Raw genomic sequence first — 247 nt, 5'->3', positions numbered from 1 at the left:
GTCAGCACGGTTTGTCTGGGCGTGCGGGTGTCGAGCGTGACCTTCTCGGTGTCGCTGTCGGGTGCGCCGCGCACGCTGCTGATCGCCAGCGCGTTGGCGTCGTAGCCATAGCTGGCGATGCGTTCGTTCATCGGCCGGCCGTCGCTGCCTTGCCCGCTGACGCTGATGCCCGTGAGCAGGGTCGGGAAGCGCGCGTCTTCGTAGTGGTAGTGCCGGGTGATTCCCTTGCCCTGTTCTGCGGGGTGGC

At 67.6% G+C, this 247-nt stretch carries 1 protein-coding gene; it reads right to left on the bottom strand.

Going from position 1 to position 247, the window contains the following annotated elements:
- Positions 1–247, bottom strand: a 247-nt coding sequence (locus VTU_RS34135; RefSeq protein WP_010108957.1) for an RHS repeat-associated core domain-containing protein, incomplete at both ends; no start/stop codon positions are given.

It is taken from the genome of Verminephrobacter aporrectodeae subsp. tuberculatae At4, assembly GCF_000193225.1.
GTDB classification, from domain to species: Bacteria; Pseudomonadota; Gammaproteobacteria; order Burkholderiales; family Burkholderiaceae_C; genus Acidovorax; species Acidovorax aporrectodeae.
Note: the sequence above shows the minus strand (reverse complement) of the source record. Positions and strands in the feature narration are given on the sequence as shown.